The sequence below is a fragment of the Sphingomonas sp. EU05-FHT14C10 genome (assembly GCF_058790595.1).
The window spans coordinates 65,736-88,951 of the sequence record NZ_JBYTEN010000009.1 but is presented as its reverse complement, the minus strand read 5'-3'; the positions used below and the strand labels follow the sequence as shown (position 1 = coordinate 88,951).

Annotated in this window: 24 protein-coding genes; 14 read left to right on the top strand and 10 right to left on the bottom strand. The window is 66.9% G+C overall.

The window, feature by feature from the left end; translation table 11 throughout:
- Together AC3WT0_RS10980 and AC3WT0_RS10975 are read right to left on the bottom strand one after the other, a co-directional pair.
- The gene (locus AC3WT0_RS10980; RefSeq protein WP_492753583.1) at nucleotides 1-177 is read right to left on the bottom strand and encodes a hypothetical protein; all 177 of its coding nucleotides are present in this window, start codon (nucleotides 175-177) and stop codon (nucleotides 1-3) included.
- Nucleotides 178-184: 7 nt separating this feature from the next.
- The gene (locus tag AC3WT0_RS10975; protein WP_492753582.1) at nucleotides 185-817 is read right to left on the bottom strand and encodes a TetR/AcrR family transcriptional regulator; all 633 of its coding nucleotides are present in this window, start codon (nucleotides 815-817) and stop codon (nucleotides 185-187) included.
- A 109-nt stretch (nucleotides 818-926) separates the two neighbouring features.
- Between AC3WT0_RS10975 and AC3WT0_RS10970 the strand changes: the two genes are divergently transcribed.
- Nucleotides 927-3,260: a TonB-dependent receptor gene (locus AC3WT0_RS10970; RefSeq protein WP_492753581.1), complete on the top strand. Its 2,334-nt coding sequence runs from the start codon at nucleotides 927-929 to the stop codon at nucleotides 3,258-3,260.
- Here the strand turns inward: AC3WT0_RS10970 and AC3WT0_RS10965 are convergent.
- The 3 genes from AC3WT0_RS10965 to pheS are packed head-to-tail and all read right to left on the bottom strand — an operon-like array spanning nucleotide 3,250 to nucleotide 7,585.
- Entirely contained in the window at nucleotides 3,250-4,122 is an 873-nt protein-coding gene (locus AC3WT0_RS10965; RefSeq protein ID WP_492753579.1) for an aldose 1-epimerase family protein, read from the bottom strand. The two genes, AC3WT0_RS10970 and AC3WT0_RS10965, sit on opposite strands and share 11 nt — an antisense overlap.
- Complete coding sequence (gene pheT, locus AC3WT0_RS10960) at nucleotides 4,122-6,512, bottom strand: phenylalanine--tRNA ligase subunit beta (protein ID WP_492753578.1); 2,391 nt, start codon at nucleotides 6,510-6,512, stop codon at nucleotides 4,122-4,124. Before pheT ends, AC3WT0_RS10965 begins: the two co-directional genes overlap by 1 nt.
- Nucleotides 6,509-7,585: a phenylalanine--tRNA ligase subunit alpha gene (pheS, locus tag AC3WT0_RS10955; RefSeq protein WP_492753577.1), complete on the bottom strand. Its 1,077-nt coding sequence runs from the start codon at nucleotides 7,583-7,585 to the stop codon at nucleotides 6,509-6,511. The genes pheT and pheS overlap by 4 nt, the downstream gene beginning before the upstream one ends.
- Nucleotides 7,586-7,755: 170 nt before the next feature.
- On the opposite strand from pheS, the gene AC3WT0_RS10950 reads away from it, so the two are divergent.
- A complete protein-coding gene (locus tag AC3WT0_RS10950) occupies nucleotides 7,756-7,935 on the top strand; it encodes an isopropylmalate isomerase (RefSeq protein ID WP_492753576.1) in 180 nt (59 codons plus the stop codon).
- A gap of 94 nt (nucleotides 7,936-8,029) precedes the next feature.
- On the opposite strand, the gene rplT is transcribed toward AC3WT0_RS10950, so the two are convergent.
- Nucleotides 8,030-8,407 carry a 50S ribosomal protein L20 gene (gene rplT, locus AC3WT0_RS10945; RefSeq protein WP_492753574.1) on the bottom strand — a complete coding sequence of 126 codons (378 nt, stop codon included), beginning with the start codon at nucleotides 8,405-8,407 and terminating at the stop codon, nucleotides 8,030-8,032.
- Between the two features lie 14 nt (nucleotides 8,408-8,421).
- Complete coding sequence (rpmI, locus tag AC3WT0_RS10940; RefSeq protein ID WP_492753573.1) at nucleotides 8,422-8,625, bottom strand: 50S ribosomal protein L35; 204 nt, start codon at nucleotides 8,623-8,625, stop codon at nucleotides 8,422-8,424.
- Between the two features lie 174 nt (nucleotides 8,626-8,799).
- On the opposite strand from rpmI, the gene AC3WT0_RS10935 reads away from it, so the two are divergent.
- Nucleotides 8,800-10,914, top strand: coding sequence for an AsmA family protein (locus AC3WT0_RS10935; protein ID WP_492753572.1), 2,115 nt, complete (start codon nucleotides 8,800-8,802; stop codon nucleotides 10,912-10,914).
- A 4-nt stretch (nucleotides 10,915-10,918) separates the two neighbouring features.
- Here the strand turns inward: AC3WT0_RS10935 and AC3WT0_RS10930 are convergent, their stop codons facing one another.
- Nucleotides 10,919-11,389, bottom strand: coding sequence for a nuclear transport factor 2 family protein (locus tag AC3WT0_RS10930; RefSeq protein ID WP_492753571.1), 471 nt, complete (start codon nucleotides 11,387-11,389; stop codon nucleotides 10,919-10,921).
- A gap of 54 nt (nucleotides 11,390-11,443) precedes the next feature.
- On the bottom strand, nucleotides 11,444-12,232 hold the full coding sequence (hisN, locus tag AC3WT0_RS10925; RefSeq protein ID WP_492753569.1) for a histidinol-phosphatase: 789 nt from the start codon (nucleotides 12,230-12,232) through the stop codon (nucleotides 11,444-11,446).
- Nucleotides 12,233-12,345: 113 nt separating this feature from the next.
- Here hisN and AC3WT0_RS10920 point away from each other — a divergent pair, with 113 nt between their 5' ends.
- Complete coding sequence (locus tag AC3WT0_RS10920; protein WP_492753568.1) at nucleotides 12,346-12,636, top strand: hypothetical protein; 291 nt, start codon at nucleotides 12,346-12,348, stop codon at nucleotides 12,634-12,636.
- A gap of 131 nt (nucleotides 12,637-12,767) precedes the next feature.
- Here AC3WT0_RS10920 and AC3WT0_RS10915 read toward each other — a convergent pair whose 3' ends face one another.
- Nucleotides 12,768-13,703 (bottom strand): ribose-phosphate pyrophosphokinase, encoded by a 936-nt coding sequence (locus AC3WT0_RS10915; RefSeq protein ID WP_492753567.1) that lies wholly within the window; start codon nucleotides 13,701-13,703, stop codon nucleotides 12,768-12,770.
- A 229-nt stretch (nucleotides 13,704-13,932) separates the two neighbouring features.
- Here AC3WT0_RS10915 and AC3WT0_RS10910 point away from each other — a divergent pair, with 229 nt between their 5' ends.
- The 10 genes from AC3WT0_RS10910 to AC3WT0_RS10865 all read left to right on the top strand — a co-directional run bounded on the left by AC3WT0_RS10910 (nucleotide 13,933) and on the right by AC3WT0_RS10865 (nucleotide 23,214).
- Nucleotides 13,933-15,588 carry an NAD+ synthase gene (locus AC3WT0_RS10910; RefSeq protein ID WP_492753565.1) on the top strand — a complete coding sequence of 552 codons (1,656 nt, stop codon included), beginning with the start codon at nucleotides 13,933-13,935 and terminating at the stop codon, nucleotides 15,586-15,588.
- Complete coding sequence (gene gltX, locus AC3WT0_RS10905; protein ID WP_492753564.1) at nucleotides 15,588-16,919, top strand: glutamate--tRNA ligase; 1,332 nt, start codon at nucleotides 15,588-15,590, stop codon at nucleotides 16,917-16,919. Before AC3WT0_RS10910 ends, gltX begins: the two co-directional genes overlap by 1 nt.
- 69 nt (nucleotides 16,920-16,988) lie before the next feature.
- Nucleotides 16,989-17,657: an energy transducer TonB gene (locus AC3WT0_RS10900; RefSeq protein ID WP_492753562.1), complete on the top strand. Its 669-nt coding sequence runs from the start codon at nucleotides 16,989-16,991 to the stop codon at nucleotides 17,655-17,657.
- Nucleotides 17,658-17,839: 182 nt separating this feature from the next.
- Complete coding sequence (locus AC3WT0_RS10895; RefSeq protein WP_492753561.1) at nucleotides 17,840-18,190, top strand: hypothetical protein; 351 nt, start codon at nucleotides 17,840-17,842, stop codon at nucleotides 18,188-18,190.
- Nucleotides 18,178-19,158: a bifunctional diaminohydroxyphosphoribosylaminopyrimidine deaminase/5-amino-6-(5-phosphoribosylamino)uracil reductase RibD gene (ribD, locus tag AC3WT0_RS10890; protein ID WP_492753560.1), complete on the top strand. Its 981-nt coding sequence runs from the start codon at nucleotides 18,178-18,180 to the stop codon at nucleotides 19,156-19,158. The genes AC3WT0_RS10895 and ribD overlap by 13 nt, the downstream gene beginning before the upstream one ends.
- A gap of 5 nt (nucleotides 19,159-19,163) precedes the next feature.
- Nucleotides 19,164-19,772: a riboflavin synthase gene (locus AC3WT0_RS10885; RefSeq protein ID WP_492753559.1), complete on the top strand. Its 609-nt coding sequence runs from the start codon at nucleotides 19,164-19,166 to the stop codon at nucleotides 19,770-19,772.
- On the top strand, nucleotides 19,759-20,907 hold the full coding sequence (gene ribB / locus AC3WT0_RS10880) for a 3,4-dihydroxy-2-butanone-4-phosphate synthase (protein WP_492753558.1): 1,149 nt from the start codon (nucleotides 19,759-19,761) through the stop codon (nucleotides 20,905-20,907). The genes AC3WT0_RS10885 and ribB overlap by 14 nt, the downstream gene beginning before the upstream one ends.
- Nucleotides 20,907-21,326, top strand: a complete 420-nt coding sequence (gene ribH, locus AC3WT0_RS10875; protein ID WP_492753557.1) for a 6,7-dimethyl-8-ribityllumazine synthase — start codon at nucleotides 20,907-20,909, stop codon at nucleotides 21,324-21,326. The genes ribB and ribH overlap by 1 nt, the downstream gene beginning before the upstream one ends.
- 1 nt (nucleotide 21,327) lies before the next feature.
- Nucleotides 21,328-21,777 carry a hypothetical protein gene (locus tag AC3WT0_RS10870; RefSeq protein ID WP_492753556.1) on the top strand — a complete coding sequence of 150 codons (450 nt, stop codon included), beginning with the start codon at nucleotides 21,328-21,330 and terminating at the stop codon, nucleotides 21,775-21,777.
- 63 nt (nucleotides 21,778-21,840) lie between these two features.
- The gene (locus tag AC3WT0_RS10865) at nucleotides 21,841-23,214 is read left to right on the top strand and encodes a cytochrome P450 (protein WP_492753555.1); all 1,374 of its coding nucleotides are present in this window, start codon (nucleotides 21,841-21,843) and stop codon (nucleotides 23,212-23,214) included.
- Nucleotides 23,215-23,216: the final 2 nt, after the last annotated feature.

Sequence of the window (23,216 nt, the reverse complement as noted above, 5' to 3'; positions counted from 1 at the left end):
TCAGGCCGGGGTGCGCGGCATCCACTTGCCCTTGGTGCGGCTCGTCAGGTGGAAATGCCCGCCGCGATCGCAGCGATAGGGCCTGAGCGCGAGCCCCGACTCCGCGATCGCCCGCAACGCATCGGCCTCGGTCGCGTAACGCGCCTTGCGCCGGCAGATGCTCAGCCGCGTGCGCACCAAAAGCCTATGCCTTGAGCCCGTCGCTCAGCAGGTCGCCGGCGATGCGCGCAACCTCCCCGGGCGACAGATCATCGCCCCAGACGCCGTAGCGCAGCCCCAGGAACACGTTCATGCCCATGATCGCCCAGGCATGGACCTCGCCCACGTCGGCGCGGACCTCGCCGCGCGTCGCCGCCGCCTCGAGGCGCGTGCGGATGCGGTCGACGGTGTTGCGGTAATGGCTGCGATAGCTGTCGGCATCGACGAATTCCGCCTCGTCGATGATCCGGTAAACCTCCTTATGGGCGCGCGCGAATTCGAGGAAGTGGAGCAGGCCCGCATGTTCGGCGGCAAGCTGATCGGGGGCGGCGGCGATATGGGGGGCGACATGATCGCGCACCTGCGCCGACATGTCGCTGACCAGCGCGCGGAACACCGCCTCCTTCGAATCGAAATAGGTGTAGAAGCTGCCGAGCGCGACGCCCGCCCTGTGAGTGATCTGGCTGATCGAGGCGTCGTGGAAGCCCTTTTCCGCGAACTCGCCCGCGGCCGCATCGAGAATGGCGCGCAGCGTGCGCCGACCGCGTTCGGTGCGCGGCACCTTCGCCCCTTCGACAGGCTGACGCGCTGTTGCAGCACTGCCACGCGCTTCGGACAATATCCCCTCCTTCGCGACCGAAGTTGAAACCCGGTTCAGCTTTCATTATACGGTGGATCGAAACCGGCACAACCCGCCGCATGAGCGGGGTGCCCAAAGGGAGGATGGCATGATCAGCACCACCAGCATTTCCGCGCGCGCCCTGTTCAGGCTTGGCGTCGCCGCAGCGGCCTTCGCCGCCGTTCCCGCCGTCGCGCAGGACGTCGCCCCCACCGCCTCGACCACCGACGCCAGTTCCGGCGACGTCGATTCGGGCGAGATCGTGGTCGTGGCGCGCAAGCGCGAGGAACGGCTGATCGACGTGCCGATCGCCATCACCGCGCTGACCGCCACCGATCTGGCGCGCAGCCAGGCGATCGACCTGGGCGGCATCCAGGGCACCGTACCCAACGTCAATCTGGTGCAGGGCCGCGGATCGACCTCCAACGCCAACATCTTCATTCGCGGCGTCGGCCAGCCCGACGCGCTGCAGACCTTCGACCCCGCAGTCGGCATCTATGTCGACGGCGTCTATATGAGCCGCATCCAGGGCGCGCTGTTCAGCCTGTTCGACGTCGACCATATCGAGGTGCTGCGCGGGCCGCAGGGCACGCTTTACGGCAAGAACACGATTGGCGGCGCGGTCAACATCGTCTCGAAGCGCCCCGACCTCGACACGCTGACCGCCGCCGGCAGCGTGACCTATGGCCGGTTCGACCAGTGGCTGCTCAACGGCTATGTCTCGGCCCCGATCGTCACCGACAAGGTCGCGCTGAGCCTTGCCGGCGTCTATGACAAGCGCGACGGCATCGTCACCGATCCGCTGACCGGCCGCAAATATAACGACCGCAATACCGTCGCCGGCCGGGCCATCCTGCGCGTGCAGCCGACCGAGCGTTTCGATTTCACCATTTCAGGCGACTATACGCGCCAGCGCACCGAAGCCACGCTCGGCTACGCCACCGCGCCGCTGACCCAGACCGATTTCGTGACCGGCGTGCGCATCGTGAAGCCCGCCTATCCCTATGGCGATTACGACTTCAAGGCTTCGACCAGCCTGAAGCCCGGCCAGGGCCAGCGGCTCGACCATTGGGGCGTCTCGCTCAACATGAACTATGAGCTGACCGACGCGCTGACGCTGACCTCGATCACCGCCTATCGCAAGCTGAAGCCCGAATATTATCTGGATTTCGACGCGACCGAGCTGGAAATCGCCGACGCCTTCGTGGGCTTCCGCCAGCATCAGTTCAGCCAGGAAGTCCAGCTGAAGCTCGACACCGAGCGGCTGAAGGGCGTGTTCGGCCTCTATTATCTGAACGAGAAAGTGACCTCGCATCAGGAATCCTATGACGACTCCCTGTTCACGTTGCTTGGCGGACCCATCACCTTCACGCGCTATATCGACGACGACCAGCGCACCAAGAGCTATGCCGCGTTCGGGCAGCTTACCTACGAGCTGACCGACACGCTCTCGATCACCGGCGGCCTGCGCTATACCAAGGAGAAGAAGCGCTACGACCGCATCACCACGACGGCATCTTCGCTGGCGGCGCTGAACGGCGTAACTTTCGCTTTCCCGCAGAACCTGCCCGCGCCTTACAATGCCGACGATTCGGTGAGCTTCGATGCGTGGACGCCTTCGGCCACCCTGTCCTACAAGCCCTCGCGCGACAGCCTGATCTATGTGTCGGCATCGCGCGGCTTCAAATCGGGCGGCTTCAACGGCCGCGCCAATTCGATCGCCGACGTGACCGAAGTGGTCAACGGCGTGCCGACCATCGTCCCCTATTTCAAGCCCGAGACGGTGTGGACCTATGAAGGCGGCGCGAAGGCGGCTTTCCTCGGCGGGCGGGTGCGCCTGTCGGGCGACGTCTTCTATTCGGATTACAAGGACTTCCAGGCGCGCGTCGGCGGCGGCAGCGCGGGCGCCTTCCCCGTGCTCAATGCCGGCAAGCTGCGCATCTGGGGCATTGAGAGCGAGATCGCGGTCGAGCCGGCGCGCGGGTGGAACATCCGCTCAAGCCTCGGCTATCTCGACGCCAAATATCAGCGCTTCGACGACGGCCGCCGCCCGCCGACCTTCTCGTGCAACCCGACCGGGCAGCGCGTGGTGTGCAAGCCCGCCTTCGCGCCGCCGATCAGCTTCTCGATCGGCAGCGACTATCGCATCGATCTGGGCGGCGCGGGCAGCATCACGCTGGGCGGCGATGCGCGCTTCATCGACAAGCAATATCTGTCGATCGACAACCGCCCGGGCCTGACCGAGGACGGCTACTGGGTCGCCAACGCCTATGTGCAATATGACGCGCCCAGCCAGCGCTGGTATCTGCGCGGCGGCGTGAAGAATATCGGCGATACCGTGTACAAGACCGACGGCCAGGAATTCTCGAGCGTGGGCAATATCCAGACCGCCTATTATGGCGACCCGCGCACCTGGTCGATCACCGCCGGGTTCAAATTCTGAGCGTGACGCTCATCCCGAACGCATAGGACTGGCCGGGGGCGATTTCGATCACCCCCGGCTTGTCGCGGAAATCGCGATCGAAGCCTTCGGGATCGGCGACGCCCTGCCAGGGCTCGACGCAGATGAAGGGCGCGCCGGGCTTGCTCCAGATGCCGAGCCAGGTGGCATCGGGATAAGCGATCTCGAGGCTGGGGCCGTTCCCACCGCCATAGACGAGCGAGCGGCTTTCGAGCCGTTCGAGGATCAGCGCGTCACGCGCGAAGAGGTCGTCGGTGAGGATGAGGCGCCGGCCCTCGATCGGCGTCGCCTCGGGCTCCGGCAGTTGCAGGCCGTCGGCGTCGAGGCGGCGCACGGCGTGCGGCTCGGCCTCGGCGAAATCGAGCTGGTGCTCCTGCCGCGGGGCATCGCCGAGCGGCCAGCGAAAGGCCGGATGGAAGCCGATGCTCGCGGGAAGCGCGATGGCGTCGCGGTTGATGATCGTTGCGGTGATCGCGAGCGTCGCGCCGGTCAGCCGGTAATCGAGCTCCAGCGCGAACGCGAAGGGATAGGCCGCGCGCGTCTCCGCATCATCCTCCAGCCGGAAGCGGGCATGATCGACAGCCTGCGCGACGAGCGTGAAGTCGCGGCGGCGCGCGAAGCCGTGGCGCGACAACGCATAGCTCTTGCCCGCCAGCCGATACTGGTCGCCCGCCAACGCCCCGACGATCGGGAAGAGGATCGGCGCACGGCCGCCCCACCAGGCCGGATCGCCGTCCCACAGCAGTTCGCGCCCGTCGGCAGCGGTGAGGCGCTGAAGCTCCGCGCCGAGCGGCGCGATTTCGGCGCTGAGCGCGTCGGACGCGATGGCGACCGACGCGCTCATCAGCCGCGCAGCGTCGCGCCGAGCCTGGCGGCGGCGGCGACGATCTTCGCCGCGATCGTCGACAGATCCTCCTCGGCGAAGCTCTTCTCCGCTGGCTGGAGCGTCACCTCGACCGCGAGCGACTTCTGCCCCTCGGGCACACCCTGGCCGGTGAAGAGATCGAACAGCCGCGCCGAGACGATCGCCGCCTTGTCCGCGCCCTTCACCGCGCGGACAAGCGCGTCGGCAGCAAGATCGGCGGGAACGAGGAAAGCGAAGTCGCGCGTCACCGCCTGCAGCGCGGGCGGCGCATAGGCTGGACGCATCCGGCCCGCCGCACGCCGCGCGGGGATCGCATCGAGGAAAATCTCACCCGCGACCACGACGCCGTCAAGATCGAGCGCCCTGGCGAGCGCGGGATGAAGCACGCCGAATTCGGCAAGCACGGTCTTGGGCCCGAGACGCAGCGTCGCCGAGCGGCCGGGATGATAGGCAGCCGAAGCCTCGCCCATCACCTGCAGATTCTCGACCGGCGCGCCCGCCGCGCCGAGCAGCGCAAGCGCCTCCGCCTTGGCATCGAACGCGTCGAAGGCCTGCGCCTTGCCATTCTGCCAGCCGCGCGGCGCGCGATCGCCACCAAGCACGAAGCCGAGCGTCAACCGCTCGCTGTCGGCGAGATAGCGACGCCCCACTTCGAACAGGCGGATCGTCTCCGCGCCGCGATCGGCATTGCGCTGCGCGGCGGCGAGCAGGCCGGGAAGCAGCGACGGGCGCATCACCTTCAGATCCTCGCTGATCGGATTGGCGAGGCTCCAGGCGCCCCCGCCGAACAGGGCGGCTTCGCCTTCGGCAATGAAGCTCCACGTCACCGCTTCGTTCAGCCCGCGCGCAGCGGCCGTCCGGCGCACGCGACGCTCGACAAGCTGATCGGGGGTCGCGGTCGGCCGCGCGACGCCGGGCGTGCGATCGAGAGGGACCGAAGGCACATTGTCGATGCCGGTGATGCGGACGACTTCCTCGACCAGATCGGCGGGGCCATCGACGTCGCGACGCCAGGTCGGCACCGTCACGCTGAACGGCGCATCGCCGGTGACGACGAAGCCGAGGCGTTCGAGAATCGCGCGCTGCTCGGCCGCAGCGACCTCGATGCCGCCGAGGCGCGCGCAGAGGCCGGGATCATAGGCGATCGTCCTGGTCTCGAGCGGCGGACGGCCGGCGCGCGTAATCATGCTGGGCGTGCCGCCGCAATGATCGAGCACCAGCCGCGTCGCGATGGCGAGGCCTTCGTCGAGGAAGGCGGGATCGACGCCACGTTCGAAGCGCTGGCGGGCGTCGCTGGTGAGGCCGAGCTTCTGCCCCGTCCGCGCGATATGATCGGGATCGAACCAGGCGCATTCGATGACGACGTCGGTGGTCGTGTCGGACACGCCCGAATGCTCGCCGCCCATGATGCCGCCAATGTCGTGCACGGCCGCGTCGTCGGCGATCACCGTCATCGTATCGTCGAGCGTATAGCTCTTGCCGTTGAGCGCCAGCATCTGCTCGCCCGGCCTGGCCTTGCGCGCGACGAGCCCGCCGACGAGCTTCGCGCGGTCATAGACGTGCAGCGGACGGCCGAGATCAATCGAGACGAAATTGGTGATGTCGACGAGGATCGAGATCGGCTTCTGTCCGATCGCCTTGAGCTTGGCCGCCATCCATGCCGGCGCGGCGCCGTTGGTCACGCCGGATACGGCCTGCGCGTAGAAGGCGGGGCAACCCTCGGGATCGTGCGTCTGCACGTCAGGGGCGGGATCGCTGCCATCGACCGGATCGAGCGCCGCCATGCGATAGACATCGGCCAGCGGCTTCAGCGTGCCGAGTCCGGCGGCTGCGAGGTCGCGCGCAATGCCGCGCACGCCCATGCAATCCTGCCGGTTGGGGGTGATCGCGATATCGAAAAGCGGATCGTCGAGTCCCGCCCATGCGGCATAGCCCTCGCCCACCGGCGCGTCGGCCGGCAACTCGATGATGCCGTCATGCTCCTCGCCGAGCTGGAGCTCGCGCACCGAGCACATCATGCCGCGGCTTTCGACGCCGCGGATCGCCGCGACCTTCAGCGTGATGTCGCTGCCCGGCACATAGGCGCCGGGGGCACCGAACACGCCGACCAGCCCCGCACGGGCATTGGGCGCGCCGCAGACGACCTGCACGGGGCCGTCGCCGGCATCGACCGACAGCACCTGCAGCTTGTCCGCCTGCGGATGGCGCTCGGCGGTGAGCACCCTGGCGATGCGGAAGGGCGCGAGCGCCTCGGCCGGGTTGGAGACGCTTTCGACCTCAAGCCCGATGCGGGTGAGCGCATCCGCCATCTGATCGACGGTCGCGTCGGTTTCCAGATGCTCCTTGAGCCATGACAGGGTGAACTTCATGCGCCGACTCCCGCCGAGAGGGTGGGAATGTCGAGGCTCTGGAAGCCGTAATGGCGCAGCCAGCGCAGATCGCCGTCGAAGAAGGCGCGCAGATCGTCCATGCCATATTTGAGCATCGCGAGGCGATCGACGCCGGTGCCGAAAGCGAAGCCCTGCCACTCATCAGGATCGAGGCCGCACGCCTCGATCACCTTGCGGTGGACCATGCCGCTGCCCAGCACCTCCATCCAGCCTTCGGACCCGCCGATCACCCGCCTGCCCTTCTCGATCGAATAGCCGACATCGACCTCGACCGACGGCTCGGTGAAGGGGAAATAGCTGGGGCGCAGCCGCAGCACGATGTCGTCGCGCTCAAAGAAGGCCTTGAGGAAAGTCTCCAGCGTCCAGCGCAGATGACCCAGATGGATGCCGCGATCGATCACCAGCCCCTCGATCTGGTGGAACATCGGCGTGTGCGTCGCATCGCTGTCCGACCGATAGACGCGGCCCGGCGCGATGATGCGGATCGGCGGCCGCTGGCTCGTCATCGTGCGGATCTGCACCGGCGAGGTGTGCGTGCGCAGCAGCATCTTCTTCCCGTCCTTCTCGTCGGGAAAGTAGAAGGTGTCGTGCATCGCGCGCGCCGGATGGCTCTCGGGAATGTTGAGCGCCGTGAAATTATGCCAGTCGTCCTCGATCTCCGGACCCGAGGCGACAGCAAAGCCGAGGTCAGCGAAGATCTCGGCCAGTTCGTCCATGACCTGGCTGACGGGATGGACCGAGCCGCGCGCCGCATCGGGCGCGGGCAGCGTCATGTCGACGGCTTCGGAAGCGAGCCGCGCTTCGAGCGCGGCGGCCTCGAACGCATCCTTGCGCACGGCAATCGCGCCGGCCACCGCCTCGCGCAGCCCGTTGATCAGCGGGCCTTGCACCTGACGTTCCTCTGGGCTCATCCCGCCCAGCGTCTTCAGCAGCGCGCTCACCGAGCCCTGCTTGCCAAGCGCGGCCACGCGCACGGCCTCAAGCGCATCGAGGCCCGCAGCGCCCGCAACGGCGGCGAGGATTTCGGTCTTCAGTTCATCCACGTCTGTCATGGGGCGGGCTTAAAGCCGAGAGAGCGCGAAAAAGCAAAGGTGATGAACATTGCCGCGCAGGAAAAGCCATGGCCGCAAACCGCCTTTGCGGAACCGACCGTCGCCCGACATGGTTGACAGGCGAGTCCCCGGCCTGCGAGGGGACAGGCCGAGCCTGAGTGGAGATTATGATGTCTGACGAAAAGCCCGGTAGCCGCCGCAACAGCGGAGAAAAGCGCAAATGGGTCGCGGCGGGCGTCGGTATCGGATCGGCGGCGATCGTCGCCGCCTTGCTCTACGCCAACCAGCATCGCCGCAAGCCGGCCCCGAAGCCCAAGCCGATCGATCCCGAGGAAAAAGCGACTGACTGAGTCGCACGCGGCGCCCGTGGGCCTGCGCATAAAGAAAAGGGGCGGCGACGCTTAGCGCCACCGCCCCTTAGGCATCCTCTGCTTTTTATTCCGATCAGGCCGCGACGCGCGCGCCTTCCGGGAGAGCGGCCTTCACCTGCGCGACGATCGCGCTGAAGGCTTCGCCCTCGTGCATCGCGATGTCGGCCAGGACCTTGCGGTCGAGGTCGATGTTCGCGAGCTTGAGGCCGTGGATGAACACGCCGTAGGTCAGGCCTTCGGCGCGGACGGCGGCGTTGATGCGCTGGATCCAAAGCGCGCGGAAGCTGCGCTTCTTAACCTTGCGGTCGCGGTAGGCGTACTGGCCGGCCTTTTCGACGGCCTGGCGCGCAATGCGGATCGTGTTCTTGCGACGGCCATAATAGCCCTTCGCCTGATCCAAAATCCTCTTATGCTTCGCCTTGGTGGTCGTACCACGCTTAACTCGTGCCATGTGTCAGGCCCTCCTTACTTCAAGCCGTAGGGAGCCCACGCCTTCACGCGAGCCGTATCGGCGTCGGCGAGGACGGAGGTGCCGCGGTTCTGGCGGATATATTTCGCATTGTGGCTGATCAGGCGGTGACGCTTGCCAGCGACGCCGTGCTTGATCTTGCCAGTGGCGGTGAGCTTGAAGCGCTTCTTCACACCGCTCTTGGTCTTCAGCTTGGGCATTTTCGTCTCCTTATGTTCGACGATTGCAGACGGCCTCGGCAGCCCATACAGCCGGACAGTCTCTCGATCGCATGAAGGCGGGGCGCATAACCGAAAGCGACGGGCAATGCAACCGCGCGGCCGAAACGACGGGAACCGGCGGGAAGCCGGTGGGTTGCCTTCTCCATGGACAGCATGACGAGCATAGCCGTCGATGCCCCGCTGCACCGATCGCGCGGCGAGTCCGCGCGGCGCGCGCTACGCATCGCGGGGCGCGTGGTGGCCGGGATCGTGCTGCTGATCTTCCTGCTATGGGCCGTGCTCTACATCACCAAGGGCCGTTTCCTGAAACCCTATTTCGAGCGCTTTGCCAGCCGCAGCCTTGGCCGGCAGGTCAGCGTCGGCGGCGATTTCCAGCTCTATTTCGCGCCGCTCGACATCAAGTTCCTCGCCGAGGACATGGCGGTCGCCAACCCGGCATGGGCAAGCCGCCCGCGCCTGTTCGAGGCGCGACTGGTCGAAAGCTGGATCCCGACCTTCCCGCTGATCTTCGGCAAGCGCCGCGCCGACTGGTTCCAGCTGTTCGGCGGCAAGATCGACCTCGAATGGGCGCGCGACGGGCGCAATAGCTGGACGTTCGGGCAGACAAGCGGCAAGCCGCTGGACCTGCCGACGATCCGCCGCGCAGCCATCGCGGGGACAAGCATCCGCTATATCGACCCGCGCATGGACCTCGCCGCCGACATCGCCATCGACACTGTGCGCGCGACCGACAACCGGCTGCAGGACCGGATCAGCTTCAAGGGCGACGGGCGGCTGCGCGACCGGCGCTTCACGCTGGCCGGCCGGCTCGATTCGCCGAACGAAACGCTCGCCGGAGGGCAGAACCGCTTCATGCTCGACGCGCGATCGGGCGGCACGGTGATGATGGTGGCGGGCACGCTTCCAGGCACGACGATCATCGAGGATGCGAAGCTGCGCGTCGCGGTGCGCGGGCCGAACATGGCCGATCTCTTCGGCTTCATGGGCGTCGCCGTGCCCGATACGCGCGGCTGGCGCATGTCCTCCGCGCTGACCAGACATGGCAATGAATGGCGCTTCACCGGTATGAAGGGGCTTGTCGGCAGCAGCGATGTGGCCGGCAAGATGACGATCACCATGCCCGCACCGCGCCTGCGCATCGACGCCGATCTGGCCTCCGACACGCTCGATATCGTCGATGCCGGCGCGTGGGTCGGCTATGACCCGAAACGGCTGGAGGCGATGGGCAACAAGGGCGCCGTGCGACAGGTCGATGGGCGCCCGCGCCTGCTGCCCGATGCGCCGCTCCGCGTGGATGCGGTCAAGAGTTTCGATGCACGCGTCAACTACAGCGTGCGTCGGATCAAGGCAGAGGATTTCCCGGTCTCCAACCTCGCCATGGCGCTGACGCTCGATCACGGACTGCTGACGCTCGATCCGCTGACCTTCGACATGGCGCGCGGGCACGTCACGTCGCAGATCGCGATCGACGCCAGTGCTAAGCCGGTCAGGACCAGCTACGACATCCGCCTGTCGCCGACGCCGATGGGGTTGTTGCTGAAGGGCTTCGGCGTTGCGGAGGCCGGGACGACGGGCACGGTCAGGGCGCGTGTCCAGATGGTCGGGCTCGGCGACACCGTCCATGATTCGCTGTCGACCGCGAACGGACGGATCGCGGTGATCGTGCCGCAGGGGACGATGTGGACGCAGAACGCGCAGCTCGCCGAACTCGATATCGGCACCTTCATCACCAAGATGTTCGAGGACAAGCTGAAGAAGCCCGTCGAGATCAATTGCGGGCTGATCGCGTTCACGGTGCAGGATGGCGTAGCGGCGGCGGACCCGATCCTGATCGACACGCAGAAGAATGTCGTGGTCGCACGCGGCGGCTTCAGCTTCCGGACCGAGGCGCTCGACATGGCGCTGCGCGCCGACGGCAAGAAGGTCAGCCTCTTCTCCGGCCAGTCGCCGGTCGGCCTGGGCGGCTATTTCGCGGCGCCCAGGATCAACCCGATCAGCGGCCAATTGATCGGGCGCGCAGGCGCCGCGATCGGGCTGGGCGTCGTCGCCTCACCCGTGGCGGCGGTGCTGGCCTTCGTCGACATCGGCGATGCGAAGTCGGCGAGTTGCGGCCCCGTGCTTGCCGGCGCGACCGCCGACCGGCAACGCACGACCAAGGGCAAGACACGCGACGACGTCGGCCACGGCACCACGGCCAAATCGGAAAGCGGGCGCAGCGACAAGGCCGAGCGCAAGGATCAGCGGAAGAAACTCCTCGGGATCTTCTGAGCCCTCAGTTCACCGCCTTGTGGCCGTAGCTGAGCGTCCGCGCCATTTTCCAGCCGTCGGGGGCGAGCGCCCACAGGATTACGAAATGCGCCTCGCCGACCAGCTTCTCGGGTCCGTCGCCTTGTCGTTCGTAGAAGCGGTGGTCGCCTTCCTCGATCGCGCCATAGCCGGGGACCGGATAGACATGCAGGCTTTCGCTCGCCAGTTCGCGGCGCGAGCGCCAGGCATCGGGCTTCAGCTTCTCGTGGCAGCTCTTGTCATAGTCGGCGACGAAGGCGGTCGCGTCGCGCGATATCACGCCGCCCTTGTCGTGATAGAATTCGATATCGGGCGTCACCATCGTACGCAGCACATCGGGCTGGCAGCGGTTGAAATAGAGATCGAACAGCGCGGTATCGCTGGCCGCGATCTGCCTGGTCAGATCGGGTTCTGCGGGAATCTGGATCGCGGCGGCGGCAAGGAGCAGGCTGAGCATCGTCATCTCCACTGTATTATTTATATAATACAGCTAAATCACTGACGCGCAAGCTCAATGATCGTGCGGTGCGAGCGCATCAAGTATATCCTCGATCCGCGCCGGGTCGCCGGCGGCGATCACGTCGCCCTTGCTGTCGGCGTCGAGCGGTTCGCCCGCCCAGTCGCACATCCGCCCTCCCGCGCCCTCGACCACCGGGACCAGCGCCGCGAAATCGTGGAGCTTCAAGCCGGCCTCGACGACGAGGTCGATATGGCCCGAGGCAAGCAGCCCGTAATTATAGCAATCGCCGCCATAAATGGGCTGGGTGCGCCGGGCGACGGTGGCGACGAGCCCCATGAAGCGATGCGATTCCTCCTCGCCGAAGAGATGCGGGCTGGTCGTGGCGAGCACCGCCGCCTCGATCTCGCGGCACGGGCGCGTCTGGACGGGCTTGCCGTTGAACAAGGTCGGTTGCCCCGTCACGCCCAGCCAGCGTTCGCGCCCCACCGGCTGGTCGATCACGCCCAGCACCGGCCAGCCCTCGACGAGCAATGCGATCAGCGTGCCGAAGATCGGCCGCCCCGCCATGAAGCTGCGCGTGCCGTCGATCGGATCGAGCACCCAGGTGCGCCCGCTCGTCCCTTCCTTTGCGCCATATTCCTCGCCGATGATGCCGTCGCGCGGCGATTCCGCCTCGATCAGGCGGCGCATCGCGGCTTCGGCGGCGCGATCGGCCTCGGTGACGGGCGAAGCATCGGCCTTGGTCTCGACCGAGAAAGGCGCGCGGAAAAAGGGGCGGACGACCTTGCCTGCCGCATCGGCAAGAGCGTTGGCGAGGGCGATATCGCGATCACTGAGCATGACGCCGGCCTAGCCCAGCGCGGGCGATGCCGCCAGAGCGCCCATTTAACACTTTACATAATGGCATCGGCCACGTTTACTCTGCGGAACCGCATCGAGAAGGGGACGCTCGCATGCACCGACCTGATCGGAGTCTGACGACGACCGACGATATCCGCGCCGAGATCGATGCGATCCGGGGGCGGCATGAAGACCGAAACTACAGGGCGCGTTCGCGTGCGCCTGTCTCGCCCAGCAACATCCGCCGCAGGACGGGCACGACGCTGATCGTCGCGCTGGCCGCAATCGTGCTGCTGGCCTTTTACGGGCTGGTGAAGCTGGCCTGGGGCGTCGGGATGGCCATCATCCACATCGCCTGGCCCAGCCATTCGCTGGCGAAGACCGCGCTCGACTGGCTGCTTTAAAGGCCACCCGCCGTTCGGGCTGAGCTTGTCGAAGCCCCTTCTTTCCCCTGCATGCGAAAGAAAAAGCAAAGGGCTTCGACAAGCTCAGCCCGAACGGCGCGAGGAAATGGCTCCCGCGCGCAAGCCCGCGATCAATCGAAGAGCGAGGACACCGAGCTTTCGTCGGCGATGCGCTTGATCGCCTCGGCAAGCAGCGGCGCGATCGTCAGCATGCGGATATGCTTCGCGCCTTCCGCACCCTCGGGCAGCTGGATCGAATCAGTCACGACCAGTTCGGTGAGCTGCGAGGCTTCGACCCGTGCGACCGCACCGCCCGAAAGCACGCCGTGGCTGCAATAGGCGACGACATCCTTGGCGCCGGCCTGGCGCAGCGCAGCGGCGGCATTGCACAGCGTACCCGCCGAATCGACAATATCGTCGACGAGGACGCAGAAGCGGCCCGAAACATCGCCGATGATGTTCATCACTTCGCTTTCGCCCGGCTTCTCGCGGCGCTTGTCGACGATGGCGAGCGGGGCGTTGTCGAGCCGCTTCGCAAGCGCGCGGGCGCGCACCACGCCGCCGACGTCGGGCGAGACGACCATGATATTCTCGCCGCCGAAGCGCGCGTGAATATCGGCCGAGATCACCGGCGCGGCATAGAGATTGTCCGTCGGGATATCGAAGAAACCCTGGATCTGCCCGGCGTGGAGATCGACCGAAAGCACGCGATTGGCGCCCGCGACGGTGATGAGATTGGCGACGAGCTTGGCCGAGATCGGCGTGCGCGGGCCGGGCTTCCGATCCTGGCGTGCATAACCGAAATAGGGGATCACCGCCGTGATGCGCTTGGCCGATGCACGCTTCAGCGCATCGATGCAGATCAGCAGCTCCATCAGATTGTCGTTGGCGGGATAGCCGGTCGACTGGACGACGAAGACATCCTCGCCGCGCACATTCTCGCGGATCTCGACGAAGACCTCTTCGTCGGCGAAGCGGCGAACGGCCGCCTCGGTCAGCGGGATTTCCAGATAGGACGCAATGGCCTTGGCCAGCGGCAGATTGGAATTGCCCGACATGATCTTCATCGTGGATGGTCCCGCATTTTCTGGGTGCTCAGTCGCGATGCCCTTTAGCAGCGTCCGCCGCAAGGGGAAGGGGGACGCTTGCCCGCGCGGGCCGCCGCGCCTAGATCGGCGGCGACCGGCTGGTTCCGACCGTCTCCGTTCGTCCCGAGCGAAGTCGAGGGACCATTCCGGCAAGCGCAAACGTCCCTCGACTTCGCTCGGGACGAACGGATCGGGGTATGACGGCCAAGTGACGGACAGTCTGAAGATCGCGCTCGTCCAGGCCGGCCAGCGCGTGGGCGACATCGCCGGCAACGCCGCGCGGATGATCGAATGGCGCGCCAGGGCAGCCGACGCCGATCTCGTGGTTTTCCCCGAGCTGCAACTGATCGGCTATCCGCCCGAGGATCTGGTGCTGAAGCCCGCGCTGATCGCGCGCGCCGCCGAGGCGCTGGACGGACTGGCGGCGGCGACCGCGGACGGCGGCCCGGCGATGATCGTCGGCACGGTGATCTGCGAGGACGGGCTGCTTTACAATGCGCTCGCGCTGCTCGACGGCGGACGGATCGCGGCGGTAACCCGCAAGCACGAGCTGCCCAATTACGGCACCTTCGACGAGAAAAGACTGTTCGCCAGCGGCCCCCTGCCTGCACCGATCGCGTTTCGCGGCGTCCGCATCGGCCTGCCGATCTGCGAGGATATGTGGTTCCCCGCCGTCTGCGCGCATCTGAAGGCCGAGGGCGCCGAATTGCTGATCGTCCCCAACGGCAGCCCTTATGAGATCGACAAGGACGAACTGCGATCAGGCAAGATCGCCGCTGCGCGCGTTGGAGAGACCGGCCTGCCGCTCGCCTATCTCAACCGCGTCGGCGGGCAGGACGAGCTGGTGTTCGACGGCGCATCCTTCGTGATGAACGCCGACGCGACGATCGCCTGGCAATTGCCCGACTGGGAAGAGACGCTGGTGACGACGCAGTGGGAGCGCATCGGCCGCGGCTGGCGCTGCCTGCCCGGCGAGATCGCTCCGCTCGATCCGCATCCGGGCGATATTTATCACGCCATGCTCGTCGGCCTGCGCGACTATGTAAACGCCAATCGCTTTCCGGGCGTCGTGCTCGGCCTGTCGGGCGGGATCGACAGCGCATTGTCGGCGGCGGTCGCGGTCGATGCGCTGGGCGCGGATCGCGTGCGCTGCGTGATGATGCCGTCGCGCTTCACCGGCACGGAATCGCTCGAAGATGCCGCCGAATGCGCGCGCCTGCTCGGCGTCCAGCTCGACAGCGTGCCGATCGAGCCGGCGGTCGAGGCGTTCGACGCGATGCTGGCGCCGCTGTTCGAGGGCCGCCCGCGCGACCTGACCGAGGAGAATATCCAGTCGCGCATCCGCGGCGTCACGCTAATGGCGATCAGCAACAAGTTCGGCCACATGGTGCTGACCACCGGCAACAAGAGCGAGATGTCCGTCGGCTACGCCACCATCTATGGCGATATGTGCGGCGGCTATTCGGTGCTGAAGGACGCCTACAAGACGACGGTGTTCGCTGTGTCGCGCTGGCGCAACGCGCACCGCCCGCGCCTCGCGCTCGGCCCCGACGGGCCGGTGATGCCCGAGCGCGTGATCACCAAGCCGCCGACCGCCGAACTGCGCGCCGACCAGAAGGATTCGGACAGCCTGCCGCCCTACGACGTTCTCGATCCGATCCTGCTCGGGCTGGTCGAGGATGAATTGTCGGTCGACGATGTCGTCGCGCGCGGTTTCGACCGCGACACGGTGATCCGGATCGAGCGGCTGCTCTACATCGCCGAATATAAGCGCCGGCAGGCGCCGCCGGGGGTGAAGCTCGGCCGCCGCAATTTCGGGCGCGATCGCCGCTATCCCATCACCAACGCCTTCCGGTCGGTGTGATGGCCGGCGTCGTCACCCGCTTCGCACCGTCGCCGACCGGGCGGCTGCACGTCGGCAACATCCGCACCGCGATCCATAACTGGCTGTGGGCGCGCAAGGCCGGCGGTCGCTTCATGCTGCGCATCGACGACACCGATGCCGAGCGATCGGAGGAGCGCTTCGTCGAGGCGATCCGCGCCGACCTCGAATGGTTGGGGCTCGATCATGACGGCGAGGCGCGACAGTCCGAACGCTTCGCGCTTTACGAGGCGCGCTTCGAAATGCTGCGCGCGGGCGGCCATGTCTACCCCTGCTACGAGACGCAGCAAGAGCTTGAGCTGAAACGCAAGATCCTGCTGGGGCGCGGACTGCCCCCCGTCTATGACCGTGCGGCGCTCGATCTCAGCGACGCCGATCGCGCAGTGCTCGAGGGCGAAGGACGCAAGCCGCACTGGCGCTTCAAGCTCGATCATGCTGCACCGATCGCGTGGGACGATCTGATCCGTGGACCGCAGCATTTCGATCCGAAGCTGCTCAGCGATCCGGTGATCCGTCGCGCCAACGAGTCGTGGCTTTATCTGCTGCCCTCGGCGATCGACGATGTCGACATGGGCATCACGCATGTCGTGCGCGGCGAGGATCATGTCTCGAACACCGCAGCGCAGTTGCAGATGTTCGCGGCGCTGGGTGCCGCCGCCCCGGCCTTCGCGCACGAGGCGCTGCTCGTCGGCAGCGAAGGCAAGCTGTCCAAGCGGCTCGGCGCGCTTGGTGTCGATGCGTTCCGCGAACAGGGCATCGAGCCGCAGGCGATCCTGTCGCTGCTAGCGCGTATCGGCACCGCCGATCCGGTCGAGCCCCTGGTCGATTCGGCGCCGCTGATCGCGGGGATCGACTTCGCGCGCTTCGGCCGCGCACCCGCGCGCTTCGACGATGCCGAGCTCGCGGCGCTCAGCGCACGCATCGTCCATCAGCTCGATTATGATGCGGTCGCGGCCCGCCTGCCCGCCGGGATGAGCGAGGCCGGCTGGCAGGCAGTGCGCCCCAACCTTTCGACGGTCGCCGAGGCCGCCGACTGGTGGCGGATCGTCACCGGACCGATCGAGGCGCCTGCCCCCGATCCCGACAGCGCACCGGTGATCGCCGCCGCTGCCGCTGCCGCGCGCGACGCCGACTGGCAGGCCGACCCCTGGCACGCGATCACCGGCGCCGCCAAGGCCGCGACCGGGCGCGGCGGCAAGGCGCTGTTTCTGCCGCTTCGCCTTGCGCTCACCGGCCGCGATCATGGCCCGGACATGGGCAAGCTGCTGCCGCTCATCGGCCGCGAGGAGACCATCCGAAGGTTGGGCGGCTGATCTCTTTTCTCCGATTATGTTATGTTGTAACGTCTCTGAACGGCTACCGCTCTTGGGGTGGCCGCATGGATGGAGGATGCCATGCAGAGAGAGGGTTACGCACAACGGAAAAACCTGTCCCCGACCGCGCTCACCGCGACGATCGCGATCCACGCCGCCGGGCTGGCCGCGATCCTCCTGATCCGGGGGGATTATGTTCCGAAGCTGAAGCCTACGATTCTTACCACGATCTTGATCCCTTCTGATCCGCCACCGCCGCCGCCGATTAATCTCGACCCACCCAAATCGCATGCCCGGGCGGAGCGGCCCGTTGACCAACCGAAGCCCCTCGAACCGACCAGGACCGACCGCCCAGACATCATAATCCGCCCGGTCGATCCGCTATTTCCCTCCAGCGACAACGGCAGCGAGGCGCGGATAGAGCCCACACCTATCGATCCACCCCCGCCCGTGCTCGTCGACGCAAGCCCCGATCCGCGTTTCGCCGGCGCGTTCCAGCCGCCCTATCCGCCCGCGATGCAGCGCATGGGGCGCGAGGGCAAAGTCGTCGTCCGCGTGCTCGTCGGCAGCGACGGGCGCGTCAAATCCGCAGACATAGTGGCATCCGACGACGACGCCTTTTCAAGCGTCACGCTGCGGCAGGCGCTGAGCCGCTGGCGGTTCCGCCCCGCGACACGCGACGGGGCGCCCGTGGAAGGCTGGAAAACGCTCACCGTCCGCTTCGAAATGAAGGCGTGACGCGAGCTTCGGAGGGCGCGCCGCGCGCCTTTCGCGGCACCGGCCCACCCCCCCCACCCAGCCTCCCATCAAAGGTACACTGAGTGGGAGGCCGGGTGGGGGAGCGGGCCGGTGCCGTTTCCAAACAGGGGGTTAAGCAGGCGGGGTAGCATCGGACCCCGCTTGCCCCTATCTTTGAGACCATGACCTTCCTGCGCTTCTTCAATCCCGTGGCGGCGATCCGCGACCTGCGCATCTTCTTGTCGGGGCGCCAGCGGCATGAGCTGATCTTCGGCTTTCTCGCGCTGGCGACGACGATCGTGGTGGTGACCGCCTTCTTCTACGACACCGACGATTTGAAGCGCCCGTGGAAGCGCGACATCGTTTATGTCCAGAGCTGGCCGCTCGATCGCAGCCTCGCCGAGATCCGCGCGCAGCAGAAGATCGACGAGCCCAAGAAGAAAGCCGAGCAGGAAAAGCTCGAAGCGCTCCAGAAGGAACGCCAGGCGCAGTTCAAGAAGGTCGACGACGCGCTCAACCGGTGGGGGCTTTGAGCCCCGACGAACGGTTCATGGCCGCCGCCGCCGCGATTGGATCGCGCGGACGCGGGCTGACCGCGCCCAATCCCAATGTCGGTGCGCTGCTCGTCAGGCATGGCCGGGTGATCGGGCGCGGCTGGTGCCAGCCCGGCGGCCGCCCCCACGCCGAAGCGATGGCGCTGGCCGAGGCCGGCGCGGCGGCGCGGGGCGCGACCTGCTACACCACGCTTGAGCCTTGCGCCCATCAGAGCCCGCGCGGCCCCGCCTGTTCCAGCCTGCTGATCGAGGCCGGCGTCGCCCGCGTCGTGGGCGGGCTGGTCGATCCCGATCCGCGTACCGCCGGCGAAGGCTATGCCCGGCTGCGCGCCGCCGGCATCGATGTGACCGACGGCGTGCTGTCAAGGGATTGCGCACGATCGATCGAGGGTTTCCTGACGCGCCGCCGCTTCGGCCGCCCGCATGTCACGCTCAAGCTCGCCACCTCGCTCGACGGGCGGATCGCGCTGGCCGACGGATCGAGCCGCTGGATCACCGGCGATGCGGCGCGCGCCCACGCGCACCTCGAACGCGCGCGCTGCGAGATGATCGTCGTCGGCCGCGGCACGCTGGAGGCCGACGTACCGCGCCTCGACGTCCGCCTCGCCGGGCTCGAAGCACGAACGCCGCGCCGCGCCGTGCTGACGCGCGGACCGGCGCCCGAAGGGTGGGAGGCACTGCTTTCCCCAGCCGCCATCGCGTCGACGGAAAATGTCGATCATATCCTCGTCGAGGGCGGCGCGGGCGCGGGCGCCGCTTTTCTCGCCGCCGATCTTGTCGACCGGCTGATCGTCTACCGCGCGCCGATCGTCATCGGCGCAGGCCGGGCCGCGATCGGCGACATCGGGCTGGCCGATCTCTCGGCCGCGCACGGGCGGTGGCGGATCGCGGACGCGCGGACGCTTGGCAGCGACCGGCTTGAGGTCTACGAGCGCCAGCGGAGCTGACCTGAATGTTCACCGGAATCATCACCGACATCGGCCGCATCGTCGGCGTGGAAGAGCGCGGCGACCAGCGCCTGACCATCGCCTGCGGCTATGACATGGCCTCGGTCGACCTCGGCGCGTCGATCTCCTGTTCGGGCGCCTGCCTGACCGTGGTCGAAAAGGGGCCGGACTGGTTCGTCGTCGACATTTCGGCCGAGAGCATCGCGCGCACCGCGCCGGGCATGTGGCAGAAGGATCGCCGCCTCAACCTCGAGCGCGCGATGAAGCTGGGCGACGAGTTGGGCGGCCATATCGTCACCGGGCACGTCGACGGCATCGGCCGGATCAGCGGGCTGCGCGACGAAGGCGATTCGATCCGCCTCACCGTCACCGCCGGCCCCGATGTCGCGCCTTATATCGCGCCCAAGGGATCGATCACGCTCGACGGCATCTCGCTGACCGTCAACAGCGTCGAGGATCATGGCGCCGATGTGTCCTTCGGGCTCAACATCATCCCGCACACCGCCGCGGTCACCACCTTCGACGATCTCGCGATCGGCCGCGATCTGAACATCGAGATCGACATATTGGCCCGCTATCTGGGTCGCATGGAGCAATATCGTGCCCGACGCTGAACCCGCAGTCGCGCGGCTTCGCCACGCCTTCCTGTCCACGCCCGAAGAGATTATCGACGAGGCGCGCAACGGCCGCATGTTCATCCTCGTCGACGACGAGGATCGCGAGAATGAAGGCGATCTCGTCATTCCCGCGCAGATGGCGACCCCCGACGCGATCAATTTCATGGCGACGCACGGGCGCGGACTGATCTGCCTCGCGCTGTCGAAGCCGCGCGTCGAGCAGCTCGGGCTCGATCTGATGAGCCGCAACAACGGCACGCGCCACGAAACCGCCTTCACCGTCTCGATCGAGGCGAAAGAAGGCGTGACGACGGGCATTTCCGCCGCCGATCGCGCGCGCACCATCTCGGTCGCGATCGACGCGTCCAAGGGCAGCACCGACATCGTGACGCCGGGCCATGTCTTCCCGCTCGTCGCGCGCGAGGGCGGCGTGCTCGTCCGCGCCGGCCATACCGAGGCGGCGGTCGACGTCTCGCGCCTCGCTGGCCTCAATCCCGCCGGCGTGATCTGCGAGATCATGAAGGACGACGGCACGATGGCGCGGCTCGACGATCTCGTCGCCTTCGCGCAGCTTCACGGCCTCAAGATCGGCACGATCCGCGATCTGATCGCCTATCGCCGCCGCTACGACCATCTGGTCGAAAAGCGCGCCGAGGCCCGCTTCACCAGCAAGTGGGGCGGCGAATGGATCGCCATGACCTTCTGGAACAAGGCGAGCGGCACCGAGCAGGTGGCGTTGGTCAAAGGCAAGATCGACCCGAAGAAGCCGACGCTGGTGCGCATGCACGCATTGTCGCCCTTCGGCGACATGTTCGGCGAGGAAGGGTCGCGCGGCGCGCTGCTCCGCCGTTCGATGGAGGAAATCGGGCGCGAGGGCGCCGGTGTCGTCGTCGTCATCAACAAGCCGCGCGCCGACGCCTTCACCATGGCGATCGAGACGCGCGCCGGCCAGCGGCAGGCGACCGACATGGAAGAACTGCGCGACTATGGCGTCGGCGCGACGATCCTGACCGAACTGGGCGTGCATGACATGATCCTGCTCACCAACACCCACCACACGCTCATCGGCCTCGACGGTTACGGCCTGTCGATCGTCGGCGAGCGTCCGATACCCTGTGCCGAGGAGGATTGATGGCGCGCATCCTGATCGTCGAAGCCCGCTTCTACGACCATCTGAACGACCTGCTGATCGAAGGCGCGCGCGCCGCGATCGAGGACGCCGGCCACATCCACGAGACCATCACCGTTCCCGGCGCGCTCGAGGTTCCGGGCGCGATCGCGATGGCTGCCGAAACCGGGCGCTATGACGGCTTCGTCGCGCTCGGCGTCGTGATCCGCGGCGAGACCTATCATTTCGAGGTCGTCTCCAACGAAAGCGCGCGCGGCATCATGGCGCTCACGCTCGACGGGCTGGCGATCGGCAACGGCATCCTGACCGTCGAGAACGAGGCGCAGGCGCTGGTCCGCGCGCGGCCGACCGAGAGCGACAAGGGCGGCGGGGCGGCGAAGGCAGCGCTCGCGATGATGGCGCTCAAGGAACGCTTCGCCTGAGATGAGCGAGCCGCCCGCCTCGCGATATCGCGTGGTCGAACGCAAGGGGCGGCTCATCACCATTGATACGTGGAGCGGCGAGAGCGTCGGGGGCATGGAGCCGGCGAAACCCGGCGCCGCCCCTGCCCCACGCGCGGGGTCGACGGCCCATCCCCTCGTCCGCCTGCTCTGCGGGGGCGCGACCGACGATCAGGGCAGGCCCATCCTCACCACCGCCGCGCTTTATGATGAGCAGGCGCCGCGCGATTTCGTGCTCGGTCCCGATGGCCAGCGCCTGCTGATCCGCACGACAGCGACGATCGCGGCGGTCGTCCTGCTCTCGATCGGTATCGCGATCGCCATGGGCATGCCCTTTCTGGCGCTGCTCCTCTTCTGGCCCCTGATGCACAACCAGACGCGCACGAAGCTGCGCGAATGGCTGACCCCGAGGCTCGACCGGCTGAGCGACTGACCCCGCTTCCTTTCGCGCCGTCGCTTATTTATACTCGTGTCAATAACGAGAGGAGCGTCGGACATGGCCTATGCCCACAGCTTCGCGGCAAACCCCCACTGGCTGCCGCGCAATCCCGATCGAGCCCTGGCGGCGATCCCGGGGGAGGACGGGCTTCCCGTCATCGGCAACACGCTGAGAATCTTGAAGGATCCTCTCGGATTCGGCCGACGCATGGTTGCGACCTACGGGCATGTCTATCGCAACAACGCCTTTGGCGGCCCCACCGTTCAGCTCGTCGGCCCCGAGGCGAACGAACTCGTGCTGTTCGACCGCGACAAGATCTTCTCGTCCGAACAGGGCTGGGGGCCGATGCTCAACCTGCTCTTCCCGCGCGGGCTGATGCTGATGGATTTCGAGAAGCATCGCGCCGACCGCCGCACGCTGTCAGTCGCGTTCAAGCCCGAGCCGATGCGCCATTATGCCGGCGCGCTCAATCGCGGCATCGGCGAGGCGGTATCGGGCTGGGCGAACCAGCCGCTGCGCTTCTACGATGCGATCAAGGCGCTGACGCTCGATCTGGCCGCCGAGAGCTTCCTCGGCATGCCGCTGGGGCCGGAAGCCGACCGGATCAACAAGGCCTTTGTCGACGAGGTGCAGGCATCGGTCGCGCCCATCCGCATCCCCGTCCCCGGCACCGCCATGCACCGCGGCGTGAAGGCGCGCGCTTATCTGGTCGAGATGTTCCGCCGCAAGATTCCCGCGCGCCGCGCTAGCGACGGGCAAGATTTTTTCTCGCAATTCTGCCGCGCCACCGACGAGCAGGGCAATCCGCTGAGCGACGACGCGATCGTCGATCATATGAACTTCCTGATGATGGCTGCGCACGACACGATCACCTCGTCGGCGACCAGCCTTGTCATGCTGCTCGGCCGCAATGCCGAGTGGCAGGAAAGGCTGCGCGAGGAGATTGCCGGCCTCGGCCTCAACCACGACGAGGGCGTGCCGCACGACCGGCTCGATCAGCTGGTCCTTACCGAATATGCCTTCAAGGAAGCGCTCAGGATCGTGCCGCCGGTGCCGTCATTGCCGCGCCGCGCGCTCAAGGCGTTCGATTTCGGCGGCTATCATATTCCCGCCGGCACTTTCGTCGGCGTCAGCGTCGCCTACACGCACCAGATGGCCGAGCTGTGGCCCGATCCGCAGCGTTTCGATCCGCTGCGCTTCACGCCGGAGGCGTCGCGCGGGCGGCACAAATATGCCTGGGTCCCCTTCGGCGGCGGCGCGCATATGTGCCTGGGTCTGCATTTCGCGACGATGCAGATCCGCCTGCTGATGGCGCATCTGCTGTCGCGCTACCGGATCGAATTGCCCGAAGGCAGCGGCAAGGACTGGCAGGCTTGGCCGATTCCGCGCCCGCGCGACGGCCTGCCGGTGAGATTCGTGCCGATCAGCTAAAC

Bases quoted from the DNA above. Each gene is read 5' to 3' on its own strand.
- AC3WT0_RS10895 (WP_492753561.1), top strand. From the start codon at position 17,840: ATGACCTTCCTGCGCTTCTTCAATCCCGTGGCGGCGATCCGCGACCTG.
- AC3WT0_RS10870 (WP_492753556.1), top strand. From the start codon at position 21,328: ATGAGCGAGCCGCCCGCCTCGCGATATCGCGTGGTCGAACGCAAGGGG.
- AC3WT0_RS10970 (WP_492753581.1), top strand. From the start codon at position 927: ATGATCAGCACCACCAGCATTTCCGCGCGCGCCCTGTTCAGGCTTGGC.
- rplT (WP_492753574.1), bottom strand. From the start codon at position 8,407: ATGGCACGAGTTAAGCGTGGTACGACCACCAAGGCGAAGCATAAGAGG.
- AC3WT0_RS10930 (WP_492753571.1), bottom strand. From the start codon at position 11,389: ATGCTCAGCCTGCTCCTTGCCGCCGCCGCGATCCAGATTCCCGCAGAA.
- ribH (WP_492753557.1), top strand. From the start codon at position 20,907: ATGGCGCGCATCCTGATCGTCGAAGCCCGCTTCTACGACCATCTGAAC.
- rpmI (WP_492753573.1), bottom strand. From the start codon at position 8,625: ATGCCCAAGCTGAAGACCAAGAGCGGTGTGAAGAAGCGCTTCAAGCTC.
- AC3WT0_RS10935 (WP_492753572.1), top strand. From the start codon at position 8,800: ATGACGAGCATAGCCGTCGATGCCCCGCTGCACCGATCGCGCGGCGAG.
- hisN (WP_492753569.1), bottom strand. From the start codon at position 12,232: ATGCTCAGTGATCGCGATATCGCCCTCGCCAACGCTCTTGCCGATGCG.
- pheS (WP_492753577.1), bottom strand. From the start codon at position 7,585: ATGACAGACGTGGATGAACTGAAGACCGAAATCCTCGCCGCCGTTGCG.
- AC3WT0_RS10865 (WP_492753555.1), top strand. From the start codon at position 21,841: ATGGCCTATGCCCACAGCTTCGCGGCAAACCCCCACTGGCTGCCGCGC.
- AC3WT0_RS10965 (WP_492753579.1), bottom strand. From the start codon at position 4,122: ATGAGCGCGTCGGTCGCCATCGCGTCCGACGCGCTCAGCGCCGAAATC.
- AC3WT0_RS10915 (WP_492753567.1), bottom strand. From the start codon at position 13,703: ATGAAGATCATGTCGGGCAATTCCAATCTGCCGCTGGCCAAGGCCATT.
- AC3WT0_RS10950 (WP_492753576.1), top strand. From the start codon at position 7,756: ATGTCTGACGAAAAGCCCGGTAGCCGCCGCAACAGCGGAGAAAAGCGC.
- pheT (WP_492753578.1), bottom strand. From the start codon at position 6,512: ATGAAGTTCACCCTGTCATGGCTCAAGGAGCATCTGGAAACCGACGCG.
- AC3WT0_RS10885 (WP_492753559.1), top strand. From the start codon at position 19,164: ATGTTCACCGGAATCATCACCGACATCGGCCGCATCGTCGGCGTGGAA.
- gltX (WP_492753564.1), top strand. From the start codon at position 15,588: ATGGCCGGCGTCGTCACCCGCTTCGCACCGTCGCCGACCGGGCGGCTG.
- AC3WT0_RS10900 (WP_492753562.1), top strand. From the start codon at position 16,989: ATGGAGGATGCCATGCAGAGAGAGGGTTACGCACAACGGAAAAACCTG.
- AC3WT0_RS10920 (WP_492753568.1), top strand. From the start codon at position 12,346: ATGCACCGACCTGATCGGAGTCTGACGACGACCGACGATATCCGCGCC.